17 protein-coding genes and 1 pseudogene are annotated in these 23,158 nt (G+C 73.8%); 5 read left to right on the plus strand and 13 right to left on the minus strand.

The genetic code is table 11. The features are described 5' to 3' along the window. Positions 1 to 418: 418 nt before the first annotated feature. Together ACFVFR_RS25590 and ACFVFR_RS25595 are read right to left on the minus strand one after the other, a co-directional pair. The gene (locus ACFVFR_RS25590; RefSeq protein WP_383705821.1) at positions 419 to 2,410 is read right to left on the minus strand and encodes a tetratricopeptide repeat protein; all 1,992 of its coding nucleotides are present in this window, start codon (positions 2,408 to 2,410) and stop codon (positions 419 to 421) included. Positions 2,411 to 2,437: 27 nt separating this feature from the next. Further along, positions 2,438 to 2,632: pseudogene (locus tag ACFVFR_RS25595) on the minus strand (helix-turn-helix domain-containing protein); the annotation flags it as partial. Between the two features lie 900 nt (positions 2,633 to 3,532). On the opposite strand from ACFVFR_RS25595, the gene ACFVFR_RS25600 reads away from it, so the two are divergent. After that, complete coding sequence (locus ACFVFR_RS25600; RefSeq protein ID WP_383705823.1) at positions 3,533 to 4,018, plus strand: nucleoside deaminase; 486 nt, start codon at positions 3,533 to 3,535, stop codon at positions 4,016 to 4,018. Positions 4,019 to 4,448: 430 nt separating this feature from the next. Here ACFVFR_RS25600 and ACFVFR_RS25605 read toward each other — a convergent pair whose 3' ends face one another. The 6 genes from ACFVFR_RS25605 to ACFVFR_RS25630 form a co-directional block, all read right to left on the minus strand. After that, entirely contained in the window at positions 4,449 to 4,832 is a 384-nt protein-coding gene (locus tag ACFVFR_RS25605; RefSeq protein ID WP_383705722.1) for an STAS domain-containing protein, read from the minus strand. 531 nt (positions 4,833 to 5,363) lie between these two features. Next, complete coding sequence (locus tag ACFVFR_RS25610; RefSeq protein ID WP_383705724.1) at positions 5,364 to 6,653, minus strand: MFS transporter; 1,290 nt, start codon at positions 6,651 to 6,653, stop codon at positions 5,364 to 5,366. Next, positions 6,653 to 7,231 (minus strand): GNAT family N-acetyltransferase, encoded by a 579-nt coding sequence (locus ACFVFR_RS25615; protein WP_383705726.1) that lies wholly within the window; start codon positions 7,229 to 7,231, stop codon positions 6,653 to 6,655. Before ACFVFR_RS25615 ends, ACFVFR_RS25610 begins: the two co-directional genes overlap by 1 nt. Beyond that, on the minus strand, positions 7,228 to 8,472 hold the full coding sequence (locus ACFVFR_RS25620) for a type III PLP-dependent enzyme (protein WP_383705728.1): 1,245 nt from the start codon (positions 8,470 to 8,472) through the stop codon (positions 7,228 to 7,230). Before ACFVFR_RS25620 ends, ACFVFR_RS25615 begins: the two co-directional genes overlap by 4 nt. 16 nt (positions 8,473 to 8,488) lie before the next feature. Beyond that, complete coding sequence (locus ACFVFR_RS25625) at positions 8,489 to 9,799, minus strand: DUF6271 family protein (RefSeq protein ID WP_383705730.1); 1,311 nt, start codon at positions 9,797 to 9,799, stop codon at positions 8,489 to 8,491. A 14-nt stretch (positions 9,800 to 9,813) separates the two neighbouring features. Next, positions 9,814 to 10,845: a phytanoyl-CoA dioxygenase family protein gene (locus ACFVFR_RS25630; protein ID WP_383705732.1), complete on the minus strand. Its 1,032-nt coding sequence runs from the start codon at positions 10,843 to 10,845 to the stop codon at positions 9,814 to 9,816. Here ACFVFR_RS25630 and ACFVFR_RS25635 point away from each other — a divergent pair. After that, positions 10,838 to 11,047: a hypothetical protein gene (locus ACFVFR_RS25635; RefSeq protein WP_383705733.1), complete on the plus strand. Its 210-nt coding sequence runs from the start codon at positions 10,838 to 10,840 to the stop codon at positions 11,045 to 11,047. The two genes, ACFVFR_RS25630 and ACFVFR_RS25635, sit on opposite strands and share 8 nt — an antisense overlap. A gap of 658 nt (positions 11,048 to 11,705) precedes the next feature. Here ACFVFR_RS25635 and ACFVFR_RS25640 read toward each other — a convergent pair. Together ACFVFR_RS25640 and ACFVFR_RS25645 are read right to left on the minus strand one after the other, a co-directional pair. Next, a complete protein-coding gene (locus tag ACFVFR_RS25640; RefSeq protein ID WP_383705735.1) occupies positions 11,706 to 13,220 on the minus strand; it encodes a glycoside hydrolase family 3 protein in 1,515 nt (504 codons plus the stop codon). A 399-nt stretch (positions 13,221 to 13,619) separates the two neighbouring features. After that, positions 13,620 to 14,402, minus strand: coding sequence for a sulfite exporter TauE/SafE family protein (locus ACFVFR_RS25645; RefSeq protein ID WP_383705737.1), 783 nt, complete (start codon positions 14,400 to 14,402; stop codon positions 13,620 to 13,622). A 1,040-nt stretch (positions 14,403 to 15,442) separates the two neighbouring features. Between ACFVFR_RS25645 and ACFVFR_RS25650 the strand changes: the two genes are divergently transcribed. From ACFVFR_RS25650 to ACFVFR_RS25660, 3 genes are read left to right on the plus strand one after another with little or no spacing between them, the layout of a single operon-like run. Further along, positions 15,443 to 17,713 (plus strand): MMPL family transporter, encoded by a 2,271-nt coding sequence (locus ACFVFR_RS25650; protein WP_383705739.1) that lies wholly within the window; start codon positions 15,443 to 15,445, stop codon positions 17,711 to 17,713. Between the two features lie 47 nt (positions 17,714 to 17,760). Then, positions 17,761 to 18,951, plus strand: a complete 1,191-nt coding sequence (locus ACFVFR_RS25655; RefSeq protein WP_383705741.1) for a sensor histidine kinase — start codon at positions 17,761 to 17,763, stop codon at positions 18,949 to 18,951. Positions 18,952 to 18,956: 5 nt separating this feature from the next. Beyond that, the gene (locus tag ACFVFR_RS25660; protein WP_383705743.1) at positions 18,957 to 19,739 is read left to right on the plus strand and encodes a response regulator; all 783 of its coding nucleotides are present in this window, start codon (positions 18,957 to 18,959) and stop codon (positions 19,737 to 19,739) included. On the opposite strand, the gene ACFVFR_RS25665 is transcribed toward ACFVFR_RS25660, so the two are convergent. The 3 genes from ACFVFR_RS25665 to ACFVFR_RS25675 form a co-directional block, all read right to left on the minus strand. Next, positions 19,714 to 21,399: an MFS transporter gene (locus tag ACFVFR_RS25665; RefSeq protein WP_383705745.1), complete on the minus strand. Its 1,686-nt coding sequence runs from the start codon at positions 21,397 to 21,399 to the stop codon at positions 19,714 to 19,716. The two genes, ACFVFR_RS25660 and ACFVFR_RS25665, sit on opposite strands and share 26 nt — an antisense overlap. Then, complete coding sequence (locus tag ACFVFR_RS25670) at positions 21,396 to 22,154, minus strand: SDR family NAD(P)-dependent oxidoreductase (RefSeq protein WP_383705747.1); 759 nt, start codon at positions 22,152 to 22,154, stop codon at positions 21,396 to 21,398. The genes ACFVFR_RS25665 and ACFVFR_RS25670 overlap by 4 nt, the downstream gene beginning before the upstream one ends. Before the next feature lie 70 nt (positions 22,155 to 22,224). Beyond that, a complete protein-coding gene (locus ACFVFR_RS25675) occupies positions 22,225 to 23,130 on the minus strand; it encodes a helix-turn-helix transcriptional regulator (protein ID WP_383705749.1) in 906 nt (301 codons plus the stop codon). Positions 23,131 to 23,158 lie beyond the last annotated feature (28 nt).

The following is a 23,158-nucleotide window of genomic DNA, read 5'->3' on the forward strand; positions in this document are numbered from 1 at the left end:
CTGCTCCAGGGCCCCGTGTCCTCCAGCCCGGTGTGAGCTTGGAGAGACGGCCACCACCGCCTCTGCCAGGCGTTCGAGCACTTCGTCCACACGCCGGCGTGCGGTACGGGGGTCGCGGTCGATGTACGCGGCGATCCGCCTCAGCCGTTGCCCGAAGCGTTCGTTGCCGGGCCCGTCCAGGGCCAGTGCTGCTCCACCGAGCGTGGCCATATGCGGGGGCAAGGTGTCGGTCAGCTCCCGCAAGTAGCCCTTGAGTAGGGCTCGTCCCTCAGCGGTTCCATTGCCCTCGGCGATGCCGGCGGCTCGACGGAGGGCGCGGCCTGCACGGCTCAGGGCTCCGGGATCCTCGATGCCGAAACCCTTGCGGAGCGACTTGAGGCCTGTCAGCACTCCCGTATCGGAGAGCTGACGTGCCACATCAGGACGCGAGCCGGACACGCGCTTCCCCGAGCATCACCGGTTCGAGCCCGCCGTAAAGGGCATCGGCGCGCCCCCAGAGTTCGGTGGCTGCTTCGTGGTGACCACGTGCCTGGCTGACGTTGCCTAGCCCAGTCAGGGCGCGTGCCCCCTCATAACTGCTGGCGCAACCCTCGGCCATGACCAGGGCCGCCTTGTAGCCGGCGGTGGCGGCCTGGTGGTCGCCCGACTGGAAGTGAGCCCATGCTGCGCAGTTCACCGACATCACGGCATCCAGCTCCAGTCCCAGGGCATGGAATTCAGCTTGGGCCTGCTGTGCGTGCTCGACGGCGGCGGGGCAGAGCCGGAGCTCTGCCTCCAGCAGCGCGATACCGCGGAGCGTAATGGCGGCATTGCGCCTGTTCTCCATCCGCCGGTAGTGCTCCAGCGCCGTATGCAAGCCGTTCATAGAGTTTTCGTGTTCGCCTAGATAGAGCTCGGCCCAGGCCAAGTTGGCGACAGAGTTCACCACGCCGTCGTCATCGCCCAGCTCTTGATACAGCGCCAATGCCTGCTGGAAATAGCCGACAGCCACGGTGAGATCACCGCGGTCCGAGTGTGCGACTCCGAGATTGCTCAGGCTGATGGCCAGCCACGTCCGAGCCCCCGCCGTGCGGGCGCTTTCGACTGCTCGCGTATGGGTCTCGATCCAAGGGCCCCACCGTTTTGTGAGGAAGAAGAAGTCGCGCAGGCTGAAAGCCAGCTGCCAGCACAAGGAGTGGAGGCCGAGCTCGGCGGCTGTCTCGCACAGCGCAACGAGACTCCACCACTCCGACTCCAGCCAGAGAACCCCGGCCGCTCGGTTGCTGAACGTCCGTGCTCCCTCCGGGAAGTCGTCAAGGATCACCGGCGGCCGGAAGCGCTGGGGAGCGAGCAACTTGTCAGCGGCCACGGCGAGACGAAGGCCGTGCTCCAGTAGACGCCGAAGGGCAGCGTGCTGTTCCTCCACTGTCAGATGAGCCAGGAGTTCGACCCGGGCGAACTGTCGTACAAGACCGTGCATGCTGACACGGTGCGACGACTCGTGGGTCACCAGGTGGGCGTCCGCAAGGCTGTCCACGAGTGTCGCCGCGCGAAGCGGGTCGATGCCTGCCAGGATCGCCACATCGCGGAGATCGATGCCGGGCCCAGGATGCAATGCCAGCAGCGCGAGAACCCGACGCTGCTCCCCGCTCAGACAGTGGCACGACATGGTGAGCGCGACGGCCACGCTGCGGTCCCCGTCATCGAGCAACTCAAGCCTGTGAGCCTCGTGCGACAGTCGCGCTTCGAGCTCGGCCACGCTCTGCATCGATCCGCTGCGCAACCGGCCAGTGACGATCCGGACGGCGAGTGGCAGACGGCCGCAGTACTCGACGACGGCGCGGATCCCTGCTTCAGGGGCGCATGTTGCACGCTCCCCTCCGGCTGTACGGAACAGCGCCCCGGCTTCCGCATCGGTCAGTACCCCCACGGGCACGTGGGTCGCTTTGTCGAGAGCGCTGAGGCGTTTCTGGCTGGTGACGATCACCTTGTAGCCGGGATGGGACGAGAGCAGCGGAGCGACGTCCGCCGCACTGCACACGTTGTCGAGTACGAGCAGTAGGCGCTTGTCGCGGGTCTCGCTGCGCCAGAGGTTGGCCAGGGCATCGGGTCGGGAAGGAAGCCGTTCCTGAGGGATTCCGATCAGCTGGAGCAAGGAGCTGAGGACCTCGCGTGCGCCATGGGGCGACGTTTCGCTGAAGTCGAGGAAGAAGCATCCGTCGGGAAAAGACTTCGACGCTGCCCATGCCCCCTGGAGCGCCAAAGCGGTCTTGCCCACACCGGCCATACCGCTGATGACGCACAGGCTGCCCGCGAGCGTACCCGTGAGGTGGTCCGTAACACTCTTCAGTTCATCCAGGCGCCCTACGAAATGAGAGGGTGGTGCCGGGAGACCCAAAAGGGATTTAGTGTCGATGGGATATCTTCTCATCGAACCCTCGCCCTCGAGGAGTGCTACTAGTTCGCCTTGCGCTTCCAACGCATCATCGCAGAGTCTACCCAATCGAAGGTTTGCTTTAGTCTTCCCTGTCTCCACTTTGCTGAGATGGCTCGGGCTGCAAAAAACTCGTTCAGAGAGTAGGCCTAGCGTGATTTTCTTCTCGTTACGCCTCCGGCGGAGCTCGCTACCAAAATCGCGGGTGTACCTTTTCATGATTCCAAGTTCCTCTGTTGCCTGGTGCGTCGACAAAGACGAGTCGATGAGACGGCGAGGGGTATGGCTTGTGAGGTTCTTCTGCTGCTCGAGTGCGTGGGTACGCGATCAGAGGGAGTGGTCGGCCCTTTACCGAAGGAAGCATCCCACGGGTTTTGCCTGTGAGTGGGATGTTTCCTGTTTCCAATGAGAAGAGGAAACAGGAAACATGATCCATCTTGTAGGTGTCGCCCCGCGCCCTGGGGGAGCGAATGATCGGGGAAAGCGTCATTCCTGCTGATAATCTCCCTGAGGCCTTCGTCGCTCAGTAGCCGGGCAGGCTCGGCGCCCGCCGTCGAGGGCCAGTGTCGGTGGCTAACGCCCACCCGGGCACGAAGAACGGCACGCCGTTGTGGCTGCCGTCGCAAGCACTGTTCCTCGCAGGGCCCGTACGGGCGGGCGCGCCCTGACAATTTGTAGGTTGCGGCGAACAGTTCGAAGACCGCACTGTCTACGGCCGAGGTGCTTGCTGTAGCGCCGGGATGGCGCCAGGAGCAGGCCCGCCGGGGGGGGGGCGGCTGGTGGACAGGCGCCGGGCAGTGCAACGCGCAGCGGTGCAGGGAAACCTGCGACACGTTCTCTGACCTGATGAACTGCAACTATGCGGCACCGCAGGCCAGTAGTTAGCACAAATCATCTCGGTCCCGTCAAACGTAGGTCTCGAGTTCGAATCGCCAAGGCGGCTCTTTTGAGAACCCAGGTCAGGTAGTCGCCGACTTGGAGATTTGTCGTTTCGTGGAGCCGATGGGTGGTGGGTGTGCCCCGCGTGGTCTGTAAGCCCGGGGCTGGGCGGGGCGTGTTGGATGGGGGTGCTGGGGTGTGGGCGACGGGTGATGGAGGTTGCGGGTGAGTGGGCTTTCGGTGGGGGAGCGGGGGTTTTTGGGGCGGGCTGTCGCGTTGTCGCGGGAGTCGTTGGTGGGTGGGGGGACTCCGTTCGGGGCGGTTGTGGTGGTGGAGGGGCGGGTGGTGGGGGAGGGGGCCAGTCGGGTGGTGGAGCTGGTGGATCCGACGGCTCACGCGGAGGTGCTGGCCCTGCGGGGTGCGGCGCGGGAGTTGGGGCGTCATCTGATGGAGGACGGCGTCATGTACAGCAGCAGCGAGCCGTGTCCGATGTGTTTGGCCGCCTGTTACTGGGCGCGGGTGCCGCGCGTGGTGTTCGGGGCCTCCAGTCGGGACGTGGCGCTGGCCGGGTTCGAGGATCTTCAGCTCTACCGCGAGCTCGCGTTGTCCGCGCCCGAGCGGGCGCTGCGGGTGGAGTCCGCCGACGCGGAGTCGGGCGGCGCCGCGCGCGAGGTGTTGGACGGGTGGGTGGCCGGCCTTCCCTCTCCTGTGGTGCCCAAGCTCTGACCGGGTGGTGAGGCCGGGGGCCGGTTGCCCCTTGGGGAGGTGTGGGCGCGGGGGCGGGGGTGGGGGCTGCTCGTGCGTCGCCTGCGCTTCGAGGGCGCGGTGTGTCCTGCTTGTCCGCCGAACGCCGAACGCCGAACGCCGAACGCCGAACGCCGAACGCCGAACGCCGAACGCCGAACGCCGAACGCCGAACGCCGAACGCCGAACGCCGGGCGTCGAACGCCGGGCGTCGGGCGTCGAACGTCGGGCGTCGAACGCCGAACGCTGGGCGCCGAACGCCGGGTGCCGGGTGCCGGGTGCCGGGTGTCGAAACCTGGGGGCCGCCCTTTCGGTGGCGTGCCCTGTCTGGGCCGGGCGGGGCGCGTGGTGCGGCGGGCCCGGCCGTGCCCTGGGGCTCATGGCGCGTGGGGCTCGCGGCCGGGTCGGGGCGTCAGCCGGGTTGGGCTGTCGTGTGCCGCCGGGCGGGTTGGTCCGCCGGGGCGGGGTGGGCGGCCAGGGCGGTGGCCAGGTCGGTGTGGACGGGGATGGTGGGGCAGTCGCCCTCGGGGGTCAGGGTGCCGTCCGGGGGGATGGCGGCGAGTTCCAACGTACGGCCGTCGGCGGCGAGCTGGCGGGCGGCGGCGAGGACGGCGCGTTGTCCCTCGGTGGACCAGCCGCGTAGTTCGGTGAGGTCGAGGACGATCGGGCCGGTGCCACGGGCCAGGGCCCAGCCGACGGCGCCGGTGAACCGGTGTGTGGCGTGCGGGCCGAGGTAGCCGGCGACGGAGAGGAGGCCCAGGTCCCGCTCGGCGCGGTAGCGCCATTCGATGGTCATGGTGGTTATCAACTCCCGTGTGTGAAGCGTGAGTTCGCCAGATGGAGAGGTCGGATGCGCCGGCCCTTGGTCCGTGGCGTCGCGCGTGCCAGGTGTGCTGTGCCTGTCGTGCCTGTCATGTGCCCCGCGTGTGCTGTCCGGGCTGCCGCGGGGTTGTCGTGGGGGGCGGGCGCGTGCGGGCCGGGCGAGGGGGTGGCGTGGTCCACGTTCCTCCTTCGTCGGTCGGCCTGTGCCGTGCCCGGTCGGTCCCGTGGTGGGGCGGTGGTCGGGTCTCGGGGCGGCAGCGCGTCGACCATCATCCGCGCGGTGGGCTTGGCGCGGTAGGCGTCGGTCACCGGAACGTGGCGAAGGGGGCTCGGGCACCCGGGGCCCGGGGTGATGTTTCGGGCCTGGGGCCCCTCGGGTGGCGTCGGCCGCGGCCGTGCGTATCGGTACCCGCGGTGGCGGTGGCGAGGCCACGGCTGAACGCGCCCCGGCCCCTGGGGACGTTGTCCAGGGGCCGGGGCGCGTTGGTCGGTGCGGGGTCGGGCCTTACGACGCCGCTGGTTCGGTGGGGCGGGAGGTGGGGTCGGGGGTGGGCCAGGGGACGCGGGTGGCGCAGGCGGCCACGAGGGCGGCGGAGGCCGCTACCGCGGCCATGCCCCAGGTCAGGCTGGAGCCGTGGGCGATGAAGCCGATGACCGGGGGGCCCGCCAGGAGGCCGGTGGTGCCCATGGCGGCGACCAGGGCGAGCGCGTCGGAGCCCTGGCGGGCGGCGGCGACGTACACGCAGGGGGTGACGGCGGCCATGCCCAGGCCCATGCAGGCGAAGCCGAGCAGGGCGGGTACGACGCCGCCGGCCAGCAGGGCCAGGGTCAGGCCGGCGGCGGCCAGGAGGCTGCCGACGCGCACGACGCGGCCGTCGCCCCAGCGGGCGCGCCAGCCGTCGGCGAAGAGGCGGGCCGCCACCATCATCACGGAGACGACGGCGATGCCCAGCGGCGCGACCTGGGCCGAGGCGTGGGCGACCTCCTTGAGGTAGAGGGCCGACCAGTCGTTCACGGCGCCCTCGGTGACGGTGCCGAAGACCATCGCGCCGCCCATCCACAGGGTGACCTGGGCGGGCAGGTTCAGCCGGCGGCGGGGTGGGCCCGGTGTGCCCTCGGTCGACGTCGCCGTGTCCGCCGCGCCGGACGTGTCCGCCTCGGCCGTCCGGTCCGCCCCGGCCGCCTCCTCCGGCGCGTCGTCCGGTGCCTGGTCGGGCAGCAGGCTGGTGCGGGCGCCGGCGATGAGCAGCGCGATGATCGCGGCGCCGGCGGCGAAGTGCGCCAGGACGGAGTCGGTCAGCGCGTTCATGCCGGAGGCCAGCAGCGCGGCGATCAGCGAGCCGGCGCTGAAGACCGCGTGCAGCTTGGCCATCGCGGTGCGGTCGTAGCGGGCCTCCAGCGCGGCGCCCTGCGCGTTCATGGCCACGTTGAGGCAGCCCACGGCCACGCCGTCGCAGCACATCACGGCCAGCGCGAGCGGGTAGTTGGGCGCCGTGGCCAGGCCCAGCAGGACCACGCCCAGCAGCAGGCCCGAGAAGAGGGCCAGCCGGCGTGAGCCCAGGCGCCGGTTCAGCAGGGCCACCAGGGGAAAGGAGATCGCGGCGCCGACCCCGGCGGCCATCAGCAGCAGTCCGACCTCGGCCTCGCTCAGGTCGAGGTCGGACTTGAGCGCCGGCAGCCGTGCGGCCCAGGTGGCGTACTGGAAGCCCAGGACGCAGAACAGCGCCGCGATCGCCACCAGGCGCCGGCGGAAGTCGTCGCGAACGCCCAGGTCGCGAACACCCAACATGTGCATCAGCCCACTTCGTCGGTCACGGGTGCCCCCGGGCGGGGGGTGCGGGGCGGCCCGGGGGCGGGAGCGCGGCGACCCGTCGGCACGGGCGCGGACATGTAGCGGGCGTCCGGGCCGTAGCTGTCGGGAAGCGGCACCTCGGGGTGCGGGCGAAACCCGTGCCCCGCCCAGAACGCCGCGCTGCCCGCGACGGCGACCAGGGAGATCTGTTCGTACCCGGCGGCCCGCGCCGTCGCCGTCAGATGGCGCAGCAGTCGGCGCGCCAGCCCGGCCCCCCGGTGTTCGGGGGCGACGACGAGGTCGTGCAGGTGCAGGTTGCGGGTGGGTGTGGCGGTGCTCGTGGGTTCCGCGTGGGCCAGGTCGGGGCTGTGGAAGGGCGGGTAGGGCAGGGCCAGGAGGTAGCCGACCAGGTGCCCGTCGCGGTCCAGGACGGTGCAGGTGTCGGGGGAGACGCGGGCCCGCGAGCGCAGCGCGGCCTCCCCCTCGCTGAGCCCGAGCCCGGCGTAGGCGCGTTCCTCCAGGGCGGCCAGGGCGGTCCAGTCGGTGTCCTCGACGAGGCGGATGCGTACGTCGCTGGTCATCTGGGTGCCTCCGGTCGCGGCCGTGGTGGCGGGGGCGGGGTCGGGGGCCCGGTGGTGCCGCGTCCGGCGCGGTCGCCGTCGATCCACGCGTAGGGCAGCGGGCTGAAGCCGTTGAAGCCCTGGGTGGTGTAGCTGGTGGCGTACGCGCCGCACGAGGTGATCCAGACCGGGTCGCCGGAGGCGAGGTCGGCGGGGACGTGGACGAGGGCGCCGCCGGCGTCGTACGCGTCGTCGCTGTCGCAGGTGGGGCCGGCGATGACGGCGGGCACGCGGGGGGCGTCCTCGGCGTGGGTGGGGAAGTGCAGCGGGTACTGGAGCCCGTCCATCTCGTACAGGCCGTTGAACTTGCCGCAGCTGAGGTAGAGCCAGTGGGCACGCTCGCCGCCCAGTTGCTCGCGGGCGCTCAGGCGGGCGACGTGGGCGCGGATGGCGCCGTGGTCGGCCACCAGGTGGCGGCCGGGTTCGATGAGGAAGTCCAGCGGGGTGCCGGCGACGGCGCGCAGCTGGTGCATGCCCTCGCGGAGGACGGCGAAGATCTTGTCCAGGGGCGGGTCGAGGAGGTTGCCGGCGCGGTCGGTGCCGTGGGGCGCGGGCAGTCCGCCGCCGAGGTTGACGTGGTCGAGTCGGATGCCGCGCCGGGCGAGTTCGGTGATGACGCCGGCCGTCCGGTCGATCGCCGTGCGCCAGGCGCCGGCGGTCATCTGCTGGGAGCCGACGTGGAAGGAGAGGCCGGCCGGGGTGAGGCCGGCGGCGCGGGCGGCGACCATGACGCGCACGGCGTCCGAGGGCGTGCAGCCGAACTTGCGGCTCAGGCCCCACAGGGCGCCGGCCCCGTCGGTGGCCAGCCGGCAGAAGACCCGGGCGCCGGGGGCGTGGCGGGCGAGGGCCCGTACGTCCTCCACGCTGTCGGTGGCGAAGTCGCGGACGCCCATCCGGTGGGCCTCGGCGATGTGCCGGTCGGATTTCACGGTGTTGCCGAAGTGGACGGCCTCGTGGGGCGCGCCGGCGGCCAGGGCCTGGGCGATCTCGGCGGGGCTGGCGGCGTCGAAGCCGGCGCCGTCCCGGGCCAGGCGCGCGAGCACCTCGTCCACGGGGCACGCCTTCATGGCGAAGCGGACCCCGATGCCCGGCAACTCCCGTACGAGTGTGGCGTGTTGGGCCGCGATGCCGGCCAGGTCGTAGACGATCCGGTCCTCGTGCGCGGCGGCCAGGGCGGTGTGCAGCGGTGTGGTGGCGTACATGTGGATGGTCCGGCCCCTAGCGGTGGAGCGGGTGGACGCGGACGGTCCGGCTGGCCCGTACCAGGGGGCGCCACGTGTCGATGAGCCGGGCGAAGTCCTCCATGTCCTGGCGGGCCTCGTCCAGCAGGTGCTGGCGGCGGGGCGCGAGGGTCTGGGCGAAGGTGGCGTACCGGCCGCCGAGCGTGCGGTAGGAGCGCTCCAGGACGTCCAGGCGTTCCTCGTTCTCGGTCACGGGCAGCCGCGTGCTGTCCCAGACGAGTGCGCTGACGCGTTCCGCGTTCACCTGGTGGTCGGCGTCCAGGAGGGCGGGGCCGGCCTCGGCCATGGCGTCGTAGACGGCGTTGAGGTAGAGCATGGACAGGAAGAACTTGGTGAAGCGGAGCTGGTACGCGGCGAAGCCCGCGTCGGTGCGCCGTTCGGTGGTGTAGAAGTTCACGATGTGCCGGTTGTGCAGGACGCCGGGTAGGGCCGCGTCGTGGACCAGGTGCATCAGGAAGTAGTCGCTGCCGATGGTGTTGGTCGCCGGTGGCAGTGGGACGGCCTCGTGCACCTGGTGGAAGCTGATGTTGCACATGTCCAGGCGCATCGGGTCCACGACGGTCAGCAGCGCGTGGTCGGCGGTGAAGGGCTCGGTGCCGGCGCCGGTGAACGACTCGTCCACCAGCTCCCGCTTCTGTTCCGCGCTCCAGTGGGTGGGCGCCCACAGGCCGACGACGTCGTGGTAGACGTCCGGGTCGAGCTGGCGTATCTCGCTGATGTCCACGGAGAGTTCGCCGACGAAGGAGGCGCCGACGAGCACCACGGGCCGCTCCAGGTACGCGGCCTCCAGGTCGGTGGCGTCCACCCGGCGCGCGGCCTCGCGGGCCACCTCGCCGATCGAGGTCAGCTCGTGGTGGATCGGGTAGACGGGTTCGCCGGCCAGCTCCTGGTAGGAGCTGTCGGAGTCGCGGCGGTGGACGGAGTCGCAGCCCAGGGCCGCGCCGATGAGGAAGGCCCGGTTGGTGCAGGCGCCGTAGGAGACGTCGGCGGGCAGCATGAGGTCGAGCGTCAGCTCGGGCTTGGGTACCCCGGCGCGCTGGATGACCTCGCGCAGGAAGGCGCGTTGGGCGTCCTCGTCCAGGTGGTGGAGGACGACGCCGGGCACCTCGCGTACCGAGGCCAGTGCCTCGGCGTGCGCGGCGCGTGCCGTCGGGTCGGCCGAGTCGAGCACGAGGACGTGCACCTCGACGGGGAAGTGTCGTACCGCGTACGCGGCTTCGGCGCAGAGGGCCGTGACCATGGGCACGGAGGGCCGATTGGTCGGGAGGGTCAGGCAGATAGCGCGCATTCCGTCTCTCCGGTTCACCGTTCGGTGGTCGTGCCGTTCCAGGACGTGAGGCCGAGGAGGCGTTCGCCGAGGTCGGTCAGCTCGGCTGTCGGGTAGCGCAGCGACTCGTGCCGGGTGGCGTCGCCGACCAGGGTCCTGTTCCACTCGGGGGTGGACAGGTGGCGCCAGGACTCCACGCGCGAGGTGCGCAGCCCGTGGTGTTCCTCCAGCGCGGGCATCATCGACAGGTACTGCACGGAGCGCACGCCCTGTGCGGAGGTGTTGGGGGCGACGCCGTGCGCGAGCATGCCGTTCCAGATCAGCAGGTCGCCGGCGCCCAGTTCGGGGCGGACGACGGGGTACTCGGCGCGGTCGGTGCCGGGGCGGATCGGGTCGCGGTCGGGGCGCTGGTCGAGCTTCCACCGGTCGAAGTGGTGGAAGAGTTCGGGCGAGCACTGGAAGCCGCCGAGTTCGGGCCGGGTGTCGTGGAGCGCGATGATGCCCTGCACCCGTTGCGGGAGCACGCTGCGGGTGGAGTCGACGTCCCAGTGCAGCTCGATGTCGAAGCCCTCGTCGGTGGGTTCGATCAGCGAGCGGGAGCGGTTGCCCCGGTTGGGCGGGTTGAGGTTGAGCCGGTCGAGGGTGACCCACAGCTCCGCGCAGTCCCACACGTCCACGAACGCGTCGTAGACCCGCTGGGACTGGCGGCTGTCCCACAGGAGCTGGTGGTGGTACGCCTCGACGAAGCCGTACACGTACAGGTCGCGTTCGAGGTCGGTGCGGAAGGTGCGCTCGGGGTACCAGGTGTCGGGGCGGTCGGGGTCGAGGCCCTGGAACTCCCACGCGAAGTCGAGCAGCCTGCGCGCGGACGCGGCGGGGATGGCCTCCTTGACGACGACGTAGCCGTAGTCCCGCCAGAAGGCGAGGTCCGCCGGCGACAGCACGCGGGGCGGCAGGGTCTTGTCGATGTCCCGCAGCGGGGTCTGCGCCAGGTAGGTGTCGGCGTCCGCGCTGAAATAGGGCCGTTCCGAGGCGGCTCGGTAGAGGTATCCGTCGGGCGTGGGCATGCGAGGTCTCCAGAGCGTGAAGGTGCTGGGAGGGCCGGCCGCGTCGGGGCGCGCGGGCACGGCGCCGCCACGGCGCGGGCTGGTCTCCCGCGCCGGCTGGCTGTCCTGCGGTGCGATACGGGTCGGTGCGATACGGGTCGGCGGCGACGCGTGGGCGGGGCCGGGAACGTCGCTGTTCGCCGACCTGACGCCCGCGCCGTGACGTCGTCGGGGGCACGGCGGGCCGGCTGGCCCGTGGTGTCGGGCAGGCGGCGCGTTCCCGTTCGCCGCGACGGGCGGCGGGGTGACGACGCGCGGGTGCGGGGGCGTTCCACGACGGAGCGCGGTGCGGGGACCATCCTGGGCGGCTGCCGGGTCGCGCGCGGGTTCGTCGAGCGGTGAGTGGCCACCGGCCGCGGGTCGTGGCGACGGAGGGGCGCGCGTGGTGCGGGCGCCGTCCGGGCGTCGCGGGTCCGCGGGAGAGCTCGCGAGAGGTGGGGACTCGGCGATGGTCAGGGCGCGGCGCGCGGGCCGCGCGCACCGGTCGTGGAACTGGTGGTTCGCCGTGGCGCCAGAGCCGGGTCTCCTTACCTCGTCGTACGCGACGTCCGGGGCGGGTCGTGGCGTGACCTGGGCGGACGTCGTGATTCCGGTCGGCCGGCTCGTGGATGCGGCTGTGGAGCCAGAGTGGCTCGTCCCCCGTGCCGAACGCGCTTTCCCATAAGATGGACTAGACCACTGGGGGTGTCAACCCCCGCTGAGGGCATGCCATCTGACGGGCCGACAGTGGGTCCGCCCGCGGTACGCGGGCGGGCCGGTCGCCGGCCCGGCCGGAGGGGCGGCCCCCGCGTGGGATGGGGAGGCCGCCCGGTGTCGGTGGCTCAGGCGGCGCCGGTGAGCACCTCGGCCACGGCGATCCCCGAGACGCGGGTGGCGCCGAAGGTGGTCAGGTGCACGGCGCCCAGCGGGGCGTCCACGGGTACGCCCATCTCGACGACCAGCGCGTCCGGGCGGCGGCTGACCAGCCCGGCCAGCGCCTGCGACATCCAGCGGTGCCGGGCGGCGTCGCGCACCACGATGACCAGCTCGCGGCCGTTGGCCGGCGCCAGCACGGCCCGGTCCAGCAGGTCCCCGGCGCCGGCCAGCTCGGACTCGGTCAGCCGCACGGAGGTGGTCTCCGGGCGCAGCGCGCGCAGCGGGTCGGCCACGCCCCAGGGGGTGCGGCCGTCTATGGCCAGGCTCATGGTCGGCGAGAGCTCGACCACGTGCGGGGCGCCGGTCAGCGGCAGTTCGGCGCCGGCGCCGGGCTGGCGGCTGACGCGCACCGCGCGGCGGGCGGCGACCAGGCCGATGTCGGAGGCGTCGGTCGCGGTGTCGGCCTGTCGGGCCAGCTCGGCCGACCAGGCGGCGAACTGGTGCACCCGGTCCGCCGCGTCGGCCAGCCGCTCCTCGGGCAGCGTCCCGTCCAGTACGGCCTCCACCAGGGCCTCGGCCAGGTCGACGGTGGTGGACTCCGCGGCGCTCTCGCCACCCACGCACACGGCGTCCGCGCCGGCGGCCACCGCCCGCACGGTGGCGCCGGCGATGCCGTACTTCCCGGAGACCGCGCCCATCTCGATGCCGTCGGTGACCACCAGGCCGGTGAAGCCGAGCTGGTCGCGCAGCACGTCGTTGATGATGGTGGGGCTCAGGGTGGCGGGCAGCTCGGGGTCGTACGCCGGGATCAGCATGTGGGCGGTCATCACGGTGCGTACGCCGGCCTCCATGGCGGCGGTGAACGGCGGCAGCGCGACCCGGGCGATGGTCTCCGCGTCGGCGGTGAAGTGCGGCAGCCCGTGGTGCGAGTCGACGTTGGTGTCGCCGTGGCCCGGGAAGTGCTTGGCGCAGGCGGCCACGCCCGCGCTCTGGAGCCCCCGCACCCAGGCGGCCGTGTGCCGGGAGACCAGTTCGGTCTCGGCGCCGAAGGAGCGCACGCCGATCACCGGGTTCATCGGGTTGGAGTTGACGTCGGCGCTGGGCGCGTAGTCCAGCGAGACGCCGATGCCGCGCAGCGCCCGGCCGATGTCGCGGGCCACCCGCTCGGTCAGGTCGGGGTCGTCGATGGCGCCGAGGGCCAGGTTGCCGGGCCAGGAGGCGCCGCTGCGCACGTCGAGGCGGGTGACGTCGCCGGCCTCCTCGTCGATGGCCACGATGAGTTCGGGGTTCTCCTCGCGTAGCGCCGCGGTCAGCGCGGCCACCTGCTCGGGCGTGTCGATGTTGCGCCCGAACAGCACCACGGAGCCGAGCCCGTCGGCGATCCGGCGCCGCACCCAGTCCGGCGCGGTGGTGCCGACGAACCCCGGTTGAAGGACGGAGTTGGCCAGCCTGACGAGTTCCGGACGGCTGCTACGTGCCATGAGGGGACCTCCGAGGTGCGGGTGTGGGCCGACGGATCGGACGGCCGGGCGACTTGGAGCAGACCAGCCGGATATTGGCCTGTACCAATCCGGGATGTCAAGGAACAGGTGTGCCGGGGTTTGCCGGGAAATGGGAGGTCAGCGTGGGCGCTGTGCGCTGCGGAGCACTCATCGGCCAGAACGGCCCAACGAGCCAGAGTGCCGCGCAGCGCCGGGGACGTGGTGGTGGCTGACAAGTGGCGGTACGCCTCGCGGGGGTGCTGCTCGCCGGGGCGCTCCGCGCGGGGGCGGGGGGCTCGCCTCGCGCGGGCGGGGTCTCGCCCCGCAGGGGCGGGGGGCTCGCCCGCGCGGGCCGTCGGGGCGGGGGCTCGTGCGGCGCGGGCCGTCGGGGTGGGGCGGTCAGGTCAGGGTCTGTCCCGCGTAGAGCGCGCCGACGCCGGTCGCCAGGGCGGCGAGCAGGAGGCGGAGCGCGGTTTCGGGCAGGCGGGGTTGGAGGCGCGCGCCGAGGTAGCCGCCGAGGAGTCCGCCGGCTCCGCAGGACAGGCCGAGGAGCCAGGCGGGGGCGATGTCGCCCGTGGTGGTGGCGGCGAGCAGGGCGTAGGTGGCGGCGCCGACGACGGAGGTCACGTAGGTGGCGGCCAGGGCCGCGGGCGCGACGGTGGCGACCGGGACGCCACGGCCGGTGAGGATCGGGCCGAGCAGGGAACCGCCGCCGATCCCGTAGACGCCGCCGACGACGCCGACCACCAAGGCCAGCGCTCTGGTGGTGCGCGGCGAGGGCGGGCGCGGGGCCGCGGCGGGCGCCGGGCGCAGGGTCCGCAGCCCCAACCACAGCCCGAGGGGGAGCAGGAGCCCCGCGACGAGCAGCCGGAAGACGGTCGGGCCGGGGACGGCGAAGACGCGGAGCGTCGCGCCGAGGACGACACCGGGCAGCGTGCCGGCGACGAGCAGGCGGGCCAGCGGCCCGCCGAGGTGACCGCCCCGCCAGTGGCGGAGGAGGGCGCCGGGGCCGGCCACGACGTTGTAGAGCAGGTTGGTCGGCGTTACCGCCGTGCTCGGCACGGCCAACACGCTGACCTGGACGGGCAGCAGGAAGACCGCCCCGGAGACGCCCACCGGCGCTGTGGTCACGGATATCAGCAGCCCGGCGGCGAAGCCGAGCGCCCCGACCGACCAGTCCACGACAGCCCCTCGACGATCCGCACCCGACGCCCGGCCACCACCCCGGCCCGGCCCTCCCCGCTCCCGCGCGGACGCCCCCGATCCCACCCCGCGCCGGGCCGGGAGACAACGACCGTCCCGCCAGGTGGACAACGACCCGCGCCGGGCCGCCGCCCGGGTCCCGACGCGGTCGGGGCCGGGCCGATCGTGGCGGACCGGGCTCCCGCGCGGACGGTGGGCCGGTGGCGCGGCGCCCACGCGTCGCGAGGAGGCGGGACGTCCCCGCGCGACGCGGGCCCCGGGAGCGGATGGCGTACGAGGCGGGCCGGACCCCGGGCGAGCGGACGCGCACGACGGGGTGGGGCTCCTGGGCGGTGGCCGTACGCCGAGAGGGCGCGCCCGGGGCGGGTGGGGGGCCGGGGTGACGGCCGTACGCCGCGGGGGCGCCCCCGGGCGAGGCGGTGGGGTTCCGGGGGTGGGCGGCCGTACGTCGCGCGGGGCCGCCCCCAGGGCTGGCGGCGGGGTTCGGCGCGGGGCCCCGTACGGGGGAGGCCGTGCGGCGCGGGAGCGGGGCGTCGGGCTGGGCCGGGCGAGACGTCGGGCCGGGGGACGGGTGGTGGGGGCGCTCGGTGGCCGCCCCCGGCCCGTTGGGCGTTGTTGCCCTCGACTCTGCCCTGGGGGGACGCGGCTTCGGCGGGGCCTTGCCCTCGTGTGCGCGAGGCGTTGCCCCGACGGGCCCCGGGCGAGCGGGCCGGCGTGCCCCGGTGCCTGGCCGGGGGACGGGGTCGGACCGACGCGCGCCCCGGCCGGTGACGGGGCGGAAGCCGGGGCGTTCGGCGGGGCTCGCGGCTACGCGGAGGCGGGGGCACCGGGGCGTGCGCGCGGCGGCTGGTGGGGCGCCCGAGGGGGGCGTACGCGCGGGCCGGGCGGGCGCGGGCGGCGTGCGGGGCGGGGCACGGCGGGCGTGGTCGGTGGGCGCGGGGGGTCCACCGGTCGGTGGACGGGAAGTTCAACCGGTCGCCGCTGTCGCCGGCGTACCCGTCGCGACCAGCATGAACGGCATGAGGAATCTTCCTGTTCGGATGGCACGGTGGAGCGCGGGGCACCCCTGGCGCGCGATAGTCGGCTGGTTCGTGTTCGTGGCACTGTGCCTGGGCGCCGGGATCGTGATCGGCGGGAACCCGGCCACCTCGGCCGACTACCGCATCGGCGAGGCCGGGCGGGCCGAGGCGATGGCGGCCGAGGGCGGTCTGCAACAGCGGCCCGTGGAACGGGTGCTGATCACCGCGCCGCCCGGCACGGGGCCGATCGACCGGGCCGCCGCGGACGGCGCGGCCCGCGAGGTGGCCGAGCGGATGCGCGCGCTGCCCGAGGTGCGCGCGGTGGACGCCCCGGTGCGCTCGGCGGACGGCGCGGCCCTGCGCGTCGACGTGACCCTGCACGGCGACGAGCGCGACGGCAAGAAGCACGTCGACCCGCTGCTCGCGCAGACCGCCGCCGTCCAGAAGGCCCACCCCGAACTGCGCGTCGAGGAGGCCGGTTCGCCGTCCATCGGCAAGGGCGTGGACGGCCAGCGCGGCGACGACCTGGCGCGTACGGAGGTGATCGCGCTGCCGGTCACCGTGCTCACGCTGCTGCTGGTGTTCGCCTCGGTGGCCATGGCCCTGGTGCCGCTGCTGCTCGCGCTGACCTCCATCGTCGCGTCCCTGGGCCTGTCGATGCTGGCCTCGCACGCCTTCCCCGACGCGGGCGTAGGCACCAACGTCATCCTGCTGATCGGGCTGGCCGTCGGCGTGGACTACACCCTCTTCTACCTCAAGCGCGAGCGCGAGGAACGGGCCCGCGCGGGCGGCCGACTGGCACCACCGGCCGTGGTGGAGCTGGCCGCCGCCACCTCCGGGCGGGCCGTCGTCCTCTCCGGCCTGGCCGTCGCCGCCTCGTCCGCGACGCTCTTCCTCGCCGACGACGTCATCTTCTCCTCGATCGCGGTCGGCGCCATCGTCGTCACCCTGGTCGCCGTCCTCAGCTCGCTGACCGTGCTGCCGGCCCTGTTGGCCGTACTCGGAGCGCGCGCCGAGCGGCGGGCCGCGCGCCGGGCGGAGCGCGCGGAGCGCGGCGGCAAGCCCGTACGCCCCCGTAAGCAGCGGGCGACCGGCCCCGGCCGGGCCACCGTGGCCGTGCTGCGCGGCGTCGGCAAGCGGCCCGCCGTGGCGCTCGGCGCCACCGTGCTCGCGCTGCTCGCCCTGGCCGCCCCGGCCCTGGCCCTGAACCTGACCGACATGGGCCGCGAGACGCACTCCCGCTCCGTGCCGGCCATGCGGGTCTTCGACCGGCAGAACGCCGCCTTCCCCGAACTCAAGGCCATGCACCAGGTGGTGGTGCGCGCCGACGCCTCGCGCTCGGCCGCCGTCACCAGGGCCCTGCGCGACCTGGCCCGCGAGGCCAAGGACGACCCGCGCCTGTCCGGCCAGAGCACGCTGGCCACCTCGCGGGACAAGCGGACCACCCTGCTCCAGCTCCAGGTGCCGCACCACGTCAGCACCGACGCGGCCCAGGACTCGCTGCGCACGGTCCGTGGCACCTACGTACCCGCCACCGTCGGCACGGTGGCCGGCGCCGAGGTCGCGGTCACCGGCGACGTGGCGCGCTACGCCGACTACCCCGCGCACCAGAAGGACAAGCTGCCGCTGATCATCGGGGCGCTGCTGGTCGTCACGTTCGCGATGACGGTGTGGGCGTTCCGCTCCGTGGTGCTCGGCCTGGTGGGCGTGCTGCTCAACCTGCTCTCGGCCGCGGCCTCGGTGGGCGTGCTGGTGCTGACCTTCCAGCACTCCTGGGCGGAGAACCTGCTGGGCTTCGACTCCACGGGCTCGATCGGCTCCCGGGTTCCGCTGTTCCTCTTCGTCATCCTCTTCGGGCTCTCCATGGACTACCAGGTCTTCGTGGTCAGCCGGATCAGGGAGGCGGCGCTGACGGGCGTGCCGACGCGGCAGGCCGTGACCGAGGGCATCGGCCGCTCGGCCGGCGTGGTCACCAGCGCGGCCGTGGTGATGGTGACGGTCTTCGCCAGCTTCGTCGGGCTGCACCTGATCGAGATGAAGCAGATCGGCTACGTGCTGGCGGTCGCCGTCCTGCTGGACGCGTTCGTCATCCGGATGCTGTTGCTGCCGGCGCTGATGCTGCTGCTCGGCGAGGCCAACTGGTGGCCCTCACACGGCGTGCGCCGGGCCCAGCGCCAGCCGGCGGCGGGCTCGGCCGCACCGTCCGCCGCGCACCCCGCCACCGACGCCGCCCGGCCCGTGGCGCCGTCCGCCCCGCACCCCGCCCCCTGACCGGCCGCCCGGCGCCGTCGCGGCCCCGCGACCGTAGGGTGAGCCGCATGGCCCCCCTGCCCCAGCCCGCCGACTGGTTCCTCACCGCCAGGTTCCACCTCTGGTACGGCGTGGGCTGGGTGACCCTGGGCCTGGGGCCGACGGCACTGGCCGTACGCGACGGGACGCGGGCCGAGCAGTACGTGGCGGCGGCGCTGATCACCCTGCTGGCCGCCGGATACGGGGCGCTGCTGCTCGCCGCGCGCCGCCCGGCGCTCCGCCCCCGGGCCTGGCTGCTGCTGCTCGGGCTGCTGCTCGGCACCGCGTCGTACCTCCTGGGGGGCGCCGCCGCGCTGTACGTGGCGGCGCTCCCGCAGTTCTGGGTCTTCGCCGACGGGCCCCGGTCCGCGATCAAGCTCAGCGGGTTCGCGGCGGTGGCCACGGCGCTGGGCGGCGAGGCGCCCCAGGGCCCCAGCCCCGACCTGTTCACCGGCAACCTCGTCGCCACCTTCCTCGCCTACGCCGCCGGCGTCGGACTCGGCCTGTGGATCTACCGCTTCGTCGGCCTGACCCGGGCCAGGGCCGACGCGCTGGCCGCCGAACTGGCGCGGGCCCAGCGCCGGTTGGCCGAGGCCCACCAGCGGCAGGGCGCGGCCGACGAACGCGAACGGCTCGCCCGCGACATCCACGACACGCTGGCCCAGGGCTTCGCGTCCATCATCGCGCTGGCCGAGGCGGCCCGTTCGGGTGTGGCCAGCGACCCGGACCGCAGCGCCCACCAGTTGCGCTCGATAGAGCGCACCGCGCGGGAGAACCTGGTCGAGGCCCGCGCGCTGGTCGGCGCCGCCCCGCACACCGGCGCCGCCCCCGGCACGCTGGCCCAGGCGCTGCGGCGCACCGTGGACCGGTTCGCGCAGGACACCGGCCTGACGGTGACCGCCGAACTGCCGGACGTCGCCTGCGACCAGCACGTCCGCATCGCCCTGCTGCGCTGCGCGCAGGAGTCGCTGGCCAACGTGCGCAAACACGCCGGGGCCTCTACCGTCAGTGTGCTGCTGGCCGCGCGGTCGTACGGGGTCGAGCTGGAGCTCATGGACGACGGGCGCGGGTTCGTGGTGAGCGACGCGGAGGGCTTCGGTCTGGACGGCATGCGCAAACGGCTGGCCGAGCTGGGCGGCGAGCTGAAGGTGACCAGTTCGCTCGGGGACGGCACCCGGGTGCTGGCCACCGTCCCCCGCACCGATCACGAGGAGTCGTAGCGCAGATGACGAAGCCGACGAGGCCGCACGACAGGGCCCCCGCCACCCCTGCCTCCCGCGAAGAACCCCCCCGGCCGGCCGCCGGCACGTCCGCCACGGACCCGGCGCCGGCCGCCGGACCGGTGCCCGCGCCCGAGGGGGGCGGGCGGCGGATCCGGGTCCTGGTGGCGGACGACCACGCGGTGATGCGCGCGGGCGTGGTGGCCCTGCTGGCGCCGGAACCCGGCGTGCTCATCGTGGGCGAGGCGGCCGACGGCGCCGAGGCCGTGGCGGCGACGCGCGCCCTGGCCCCCGACGTGGCCCTGCTCGACCTGCGGATGCCGCGCATGGACGGGGTCACGGCCACCGCGGAGATCGTCGCCGGCCCGACGGCGACCCGGGTGCTGATCCTCACCACGTACGACACCGACGCGGAGATCGAGCGGGCGGTGGAGGCGGGGGCCGTGGGCTACCTCCTCAAGGACGCCTCGCGCGAGCAGCTGGTGGCCGCGATCGAGGCCGCGGCCCGGGGCGAGACGGTGCTGGCCCCCCAGGTCGCCGAACGCCTGGTGGCCCGGCTGCGCCGACCGGCCCCCGTCGCCCTGACCGGCCGCGAACTGGAGGTGCTGGGCGCGGTGGCCGACGGCCTGTCCAACGCGGAGATCGGCCGCCGGCTGGTCATCGGCGAGGCCACGGTCAAGACCCACCTGCTGCGGGTCTTCGCCAAGCTGGACGTCAGCGACCGCACCCACGCGGTGGTGGTGGCCCTGGACCGCGGCCTCCTCACGCGCACGCCTCCGCCGGCGTAGCGGGCGCCTCGGGCGACCCCGGGCCCGGGGCGCCGGGTTCGGGGGCGCCCCCGCCGGGGCCGGCGAGCAGGACGTGGACGACCACGGACAGGGCCGCGCAGATCGCCGCGCTCGCCCACAGGACGGTCTGCCAGGCGTCGGTCAGGCCCCGGGCGACGAGGTCCAGGAGCCCGGCCCTGGCGTCGGCGGGCAGCGTGGACAGCGGACCCGTGAGGTCGCCGGCGTTCGCGCTGTCGGCCAGCCCCGCGGCGGTCAGCCGTCCGGACCCGCCCGGGGAGGCGGGGGAGGGGCCGAGTTCGTCGGCCAGTCGGCCGCGCGTCAGGCCGACCAGGGCCGAGCTGGCCGCGGCGATGACCAGGGCCTCGCTGCCCAGCCGTAACGTGTTGAGGAAGCCGGCCGCCGCCCCGGTGGCCTCGGGCGGCACGGCGTCCAGTACCGCGCCGTCGACCAGCCCGAAGTTGAGGCCGAGGCCGACGCCGAGGGTGAGCAGGGGCCCGGCCAACGTCACCGGGCCCGCTCCCGGTTGGAGGACGACGGCGAGCCAGCCCACGCCGACGGTCAGACACGCCAGGCTGAGGCCGAACACGTGCCGGGTGGACAGGCCCCACCGGAGCAGCCCGCCGGCCAGCAGCGGGGTGCCCAGGATCGGCAGCGTCATCAGCAGCATGGTCGCGCCCGCCGCTCGGCTGGAGGTCCGGTGCGCGACCAGCAGGTAGTTCGGCAGCAGCGGCAGCAGCACGACGAAGGAGAAGGTGACCACCACGGGGATCAGGCACAGCGCCAGGAACCTGGCGTTGCGCAGCAGCCCCAGGTCGAGCATCGGGTACGGGGCGCGCCGCTCCCAGGCGACGAAGACCGCGAGCAGCAGCGCCGCGCCGGCCAACAGCCCCCGTACGCCGCCACTGCCCCAGCCCCAGTGCGGCCCCTCGACCGTGCCGAGCAACAGCAGGAAGAGGCCGGTCACCAGGGTCGCGGTGCCCACCCAGTCCACCCGTGTCGCCGCCGTGCCGCGCGACTCCCGCAGGAAGGGGACGGCGCACAGCGCCAGCAGCGTCAGCACCGCGTGCAGCCCGAAGAAGGACCGCCAGCCCAGCGCGTCCGACAGCACGCCCGCCGCCATGGCGCCCAGCGCGAGTCCGGCGCCCGTCACGATGCCGACGGCCGCGAACACCCGGCCGCGCGCTGGGCCCGTGAACGTCGCGGCCAGCAGGGAGACGCCGCTGGTCAGCAGCGCGGCGGCGCCGACACCCGCCGCGCCGCGCAGTACGTCGAGCACGACGATGTCGCTGGTGGCCGCGCTCGCCGCCGAGGCGAGCGCGAACAGCAGGCCGCCCGCGGCGAACACGCGGCGTCGGCCGACCAGGTCGGCCAGGCAGCCGCAGGCGAGCATGAAGCTCGCGAAGGTCAGGTTGTAGCCGTGCACCACCCACCCCAACGCCTCCAGCGACGCGTTCGTGTCCCGCGCGATGTGAGGGAGCGCCACCCCCGACCCGGTCACCGAGGTCGGCAGGACGAGCAGGGCCACCAGCACGGCGACCAGGGTCAGGGCCGGCCGGGGCCGCCGCTCGCCCCCGGGCCCGGCGCCCGCCGTCCCCACCGGCCCCGGGGAGTTCGCCGGGTGCCGCGCGCGTCGCGCGTCCGGTGTCGACCGCTCGCTCATCGCGCCACGGGGACGCAGCCGAGCAGGCCACCGTCGATGACCAGGTCCTGACCGGTGATGTACGCGGCATCCCGGGAGGCCAGGAACGCCACGGCCGCCGCGACGTCGTCGGGGTGGCCGAGGCTGCCCAGCGGGACCTCGGCGGCGGTCCGGGCCTCGGCGTCGGGGTCCGCGTTGGCACCCCGGTACATGGGGGTGTCGATGTAGCCGGGGCTCACGGAGTTGACCCTGATGCCGCGCGGGGCGAGTTCGGAGCCCAGGGTGCGGGCGAGGCTTTGCGCGGCGGCCTTGCTGGCGGAGTACACGGACGCGACGGGCAGCCCGCGACGCAGCGTCCAGGAGGCGTTGATGACGATCGCGCCGCCGTCGCGCAGCAGCGGCAGCACGCCGCGCAGAGTGCGGAAGACACCCTTGAAGTTCACGTCGACCGTGTGGTCGATGTCCTCCTCGGTCAGTTCGGCGCTCGACTTGAAGACGCCGACACCGGCGTTGGCGAAGACCACGTCGAGCGTGCCGCGCCAGGTCTCGACCTCGCGTACCAGGTGGGCGAGGTCGGCGCGGGAGGTGGCGTCGGCCCGTACCGCGAGCGCTTGGCCGGGGGCGTCCAGGTGGGCCAGCGCGGCATCCAGGCGCGCCGGGTCGCGGCCGGTGACGACGACGTGCGCGCCCTCGTCGAGAAGCCGGCGCGCGGTGGCCAGGCCCATGCCGCTGGTGCCCCCGGTGATCAGGGCGGTGGTGTGGGTGAATCGCTGCATGTGAGCGATCCTCGGCCGGGTCGCACGGGCCCGACAGTGCCGGCTGGACCCGGGTCCGTCACCACCACCCTCAGCCCGACGCGGGCTCCGGGACCGGCTCCGACGCGGACTTTGGCACGGGCTTCGGGGCCGGCTCCGGAGCAGCGAGCACCGTGGCCAGTCGGGCCGCGGTCTCGGTGCCCGGCGCCGGGGTGTACAGCAGCAGCCGGTGGCCGGGCAGGTCCGGCAGGGGCAGCGTGGTGTACTCGAAGACCAGCTCGCCCGCCTCGGGGTGGTCCAGGGTCTTGGCGCCCTGCGCCGCGCTGCCGACGGGGTGTTCGGCCCAGAGCCCGGCGAAGGCGGGGCTCGCGGCGCACAGGTCGCGGGCCAGCCGGCCGAACTCCGGGTCGTCCGGGTAGCGGGCGGCGTCGGCGCGGAACTGGCCGACGATCTCGCGCGCCGCCTCCTCCCAGTGGCGCAGGGCCGAGCGGAAGCGGGCGTCACAGAAGAAGCTGACCAGACAGCTGTGGTCGGCCTCGGTGTATCCGAACACCAGGCGGGCGGCGTGGTTGACGGCCACCAGCCGCCAGTGTCGGTCGATGACGTAGGCGGGGCGCGGCAGCCAGCCGTCGATCACCCGGCGCAGCGCGGGAGAGACCTCCCGCTCGCCCGGGGGTGGGGGCGGCGGGTTGAGCCCGGCCAGCAGGTACAGGTGCTCCCGCTCGGCGGCGTCCAGACGCAACACCGCCGCGACGGCGTCCAGAACCTCCGCCGACACGTTGATCTCCCGGCCCTGCTCCAACCACGTGTACCAGGACACGCCCACGCCGGCGAGCACCGCCACCTCCTCGCGCCGCAGTCCCGGCGTGCGCCGCCCGCGCCCGGCCGGCATGCCCACGTCCGCCGGGGTCAGCCGGGCGCGGCGCGAGCGCAGGAACGCGCGCATCTCGGTGCGACGTCGTTGTCGAGCGCCCGCGGGCAGCCGGGAGATGTCCACCGGCCCATGCTAGGCAACGCCGCCCCAG

Origin of the sequence: Streptomyces sp. NPDC057702 (assembly GCF_042799315.1) — a bacterium.
Taxonomy (GTDB): domain Bacteria; phylum Actinomycetota; class Actinomycetes; order Streptomycetales; family Streptomycetaceae; genus Streptomyces.